The organism is Streptomyces sp. NPDC006265, assembly GCF_040613555.1.
Lineage (GTDB): Bacteria > Actinomycetota > Actinomycetes > Streptomycetales > Streptomycetaceae > Streptomyces.
Window position 1 is genome coordinate 1 of record NZ_JBEXSH010000956.1, and the last position, 3,293, is coordinate 3,293.

Below are 3,293 nucleotides of genomic sequence, written 5' to 3' on the forward strand. Positions count from 1 at the left end.
GTCGTCGCGGTGGTCCTCCATCAGCTTCAGCAGGGTGTCCACCGCCTCGCGGCCGAAGTCGGCGCCGCCGTTGCCGCTGTCCGCGGTGAGCGTGTACGCCTCGTCGATGAACAGCACTCCGCCGAGCGCCCGTTGGAAGGTCTCGGTGGTCTTGATGGCGGTGCCGCCGACGACCTGCGCGACCAGGTCGGCGCGCGAGACCTCCACGAGGTGCCCGCTGCGCAGCGAGCCCAGTTCGGCCAGGATCGCCCCGTAGAGGCGGGCGACGGTCGTCTTGCCGGTGCCGGGCGGCCCGGCGAAGATCAGATGTCGGCTCATCGGCGGTGCGGACATGCCGAGTTGCTCACGGCGCTGGGCGAGCTGGGTCAGGTTGACCAGGGTGCGCACCTGCTGCTTGACGTTGTCCAGGCCGATCAGCGCGTTGAGGGCGCCGAGCGGCCCGTCGGCGCGGTCGGGCGGGGGCGCGTCGGCGGCGCCGGAACCGGCCGGGTCGGTGTTCTCGGCGCTGCCGCTGCCCCAGGCGTCGCGCTTGCCGTTGCCGGTGCTGCTCAGCCCTTCCACGGCGAGCCGTTCGCCGGGCGCGGTCTGCACCAGGCCACCGCCCTCGTTCTCCCGGGCGAAGCAGTTCACGAGCGAGACGGGCGCCGTGGTCTCCACCCGGAAGCCGTCCTGAGAGCCGCCCGTCACCTCGCAGCCGCTGAGCGAGGCGAACGCGCCCTCGCGGAGCAGGAATCCGTGCCCCTTGGGCGCGTGCACCGCGGTGCGGTTGGCGGTCAGCTCGCCGCCGGCGGCCACCACCACGCCGTCCTCCTCGGACATCTCCACGCGGAAGTCGCGCACGGTGACGTTGCCGCCGTCCTCCACGACCAGGCCGTGCGTGGCGGCCTCGGAGACCCCGCCGCCGGCCAGGTAGAGGGTGCTGCCGGAGGCGACGCGCACTCCGGCGCCCTTCGGTCGTACGACCTCGCAGTCCTCGACGCGGCCCCGGGCGTCCTTGACGGCCGCGATGCCGTCGCCGGAGGGCTCCACCAGCCGGGCCCGGCGCAGCAGCGGGTTGGCCCCGGCGCGCACGGCGACCGCGGGCGTGCCGCCGATCACCTCCAGGCGGTCCAGTTCCACCGCCGAGTCCTCCTCCAGGAGCAGACCGATGTCCTCGCAGTCGCGGACCGTCAGACCGGTCAGCGCCGGGGAGGCGGCCCCGGCGACCCGCAGGGCCGCGCCCTGGGCGCCGTCCACCCAGCAGTCCTCGAAGGTGCCGCGCGCCCGGTCGGTGACCAGTACGCCGTGGCCGCGGGTGCGCGAGACGCGACAGCGGCGCAGCACCGGGTCGGTGCCCCCGGCCAGCGCGATCCCGTTCGCGGACGCCCCGGTGACGCGGACGTCCTCCAGCGTCGTACGCCCGGCGCTGCTGAGGTGCACGCCCGTGCTGGTGTCGTGCACCACCGTGCGGACCACCGTCAGGGAGCAGTTCTGCTCCAGTGCGATGGAGGGCTTGTCGGTGGAGGAGATGTCGCAGTCCTCGACGGCGCCGCGGGCCTCGCCGTTGGCGAGCAGGCCGTTGCCGCGGGCGCCGCGCACGGTACAGCCGCGCAGGCGGGCCTCGCCCTGCTCGGCGAGGACCACACCGCTGGTGCCCAGGTGTTCGAGGGTGCAGGACTCCACGGTGGTGGGCGTGGTCGAGGTGACCACGATGCCGGCGCCCTGGGGGTTGCTCACCCGGCAGTCCCGCAGCGCGAGCGAACCGGTGCCCCCGGCCAGCATCGCCGTCCAGGCGGCTCCGACGACCTCGCAGCCGTCCAGCGCGGCCTGCCCGCGCCGTACGTCCACGGCCGGCAGCTCGGCGTCGCCGCCGCGCAGGGTCAGTTCGGACAGCATCACGGCGTCGGCGCGCAGCGCGAGCACACTGCCCGAGCGCGGCCGGATCTCCACGGTGCCCCGCCCCTCGGCGGCGGTGAGGGTGACCCGGGTCTGGATCACCAGGTTCTCGGGATACGCCCCGGGCCGGACGCTGATCAGCGCACCGGTACGGGCGGCCGCGAGTGCCTCACCGATCGTCCGGTAGCGGTCCCGGTCCCCGGGCCCGACCGTCAGTACCTGGCGCGACACGCACCAACCTCCTTGCCATGGCGGCGTCTTCAGCGGATGCCCCCTTCGCCGGGGGCGGGTGTCGGCGAACCGACGGTGCCATCATGCCTCGCCCTCGGGGCGGGCGGATGCCGGGAGCGGTGCTCCCCGCACGGGGGCGTTCCTCAGACGCTCCACTTCTGGTTGTCGCCGCCGTTGCAGCTGAACAGGACCAGCCAGGCCCCGTTGTCCCGGTTGTTGTCCTTGATGTCGACGCACTTGCCGACCACGGTGTTCACCAGGTCGTGGGCGCCGTTCAGCACGAACTTCTGGGCGTTGTTGCCGTTGCACCAGGCGATCTGGATGGGGGTCCCGTCGCTGAAGTCCGCGTTGGCCACGTCCAGGCACTTGTCCTTCATACGGATCGTGCCGTCGGAGGCGAACCGCCACTGCTGCGCCTGGGAGCCGTTGCATTCCCAGACGAACAGCTTCGCTCCGTCGCTGAAGTCGCTCCAGGGTACGTCGATGCAGCGGCCCGAGAGATGGCTGCGCAGGGCGACGGGGGAACTGAGCGTCACCCCCGAACCTCCACCGGCGGGAGCGTTCTTGACCTCGTCGGCCTTCGTCCCGCCGTTCTGCTTCTTCTTCGGCTGGGCGGCTTCGCCGGACTTCTTCTTCGGCTCGCCCTTGTCCGTGCCCCCGGAGCCGCCCGCGTCCTTGCCCTTCGCGGAGGCGGACGCGGCGCTCTCCCGCACTGCCTTCTCCGGCTTGTTCCCGCCCTTGCCCGCGTCCTTCCCGCTGCCGCTCGGGGAAGGAGAGCCGGAGTCGGTCACCGCGAACTCGCCCGGTGCGTCCTGCGCGTTACCGCCGAGCACGGTTCCCGCCGACGAGGACGTCCCCCGGTCCTTGTCGACGTGCCCGCCGAGCACCAGGAACGGCACCGACACAAGCAGCGCCCCGGCGACGGCGGCACCGGCCAGCACCGCCTTGCCCGGCCGCCCTACGGGTCCAGCCTGCTCCTGCGGCCGGTCGATGGCGGTCACGGTCATGGTGCGTACGAGCGCGGGGAGCCGGCTCTTGGCGGCCGCGGCGGCGCCGGGGTCGGTGTCGGGGCGGGAGTCGGTGCCGGAGTCGGTGCCGGAGTCGGTGCCGGGTTCGGTGCCAGGTTCTGTGCCGGCGCCAGTGCCGGGCTCGGTGGCGGAGTCGGGGCCGGGCTCGGTGGCGGCGCC

2 protein-coding genes are annotated in these 3,293 nt (G+C 73.5%); both read right to left on the minus strand.

Going from position 1 to position 3,293, the window contains the following annotated elements; genetic code table 11:
• The coding region (locus tag ABZ281_RS43395) for a right-handed parallel beta-helix repeat-containing protein (RefSeq protein ID WP_356663667.1) at positions 1–2,106 on the minus strand (2,106 nt) is incomplete at its 3' end.
• Positions 2,107–2,249: 143 nt separating this feature from the next.
• A partial coding sequence (locus ABZ281_RS43400) for an RICIN domain-containing protein (protein WP_356663669.1) occupies positions 2,250–3,293 on the minus strand: 1,044 nt, incomplete at its 5' end.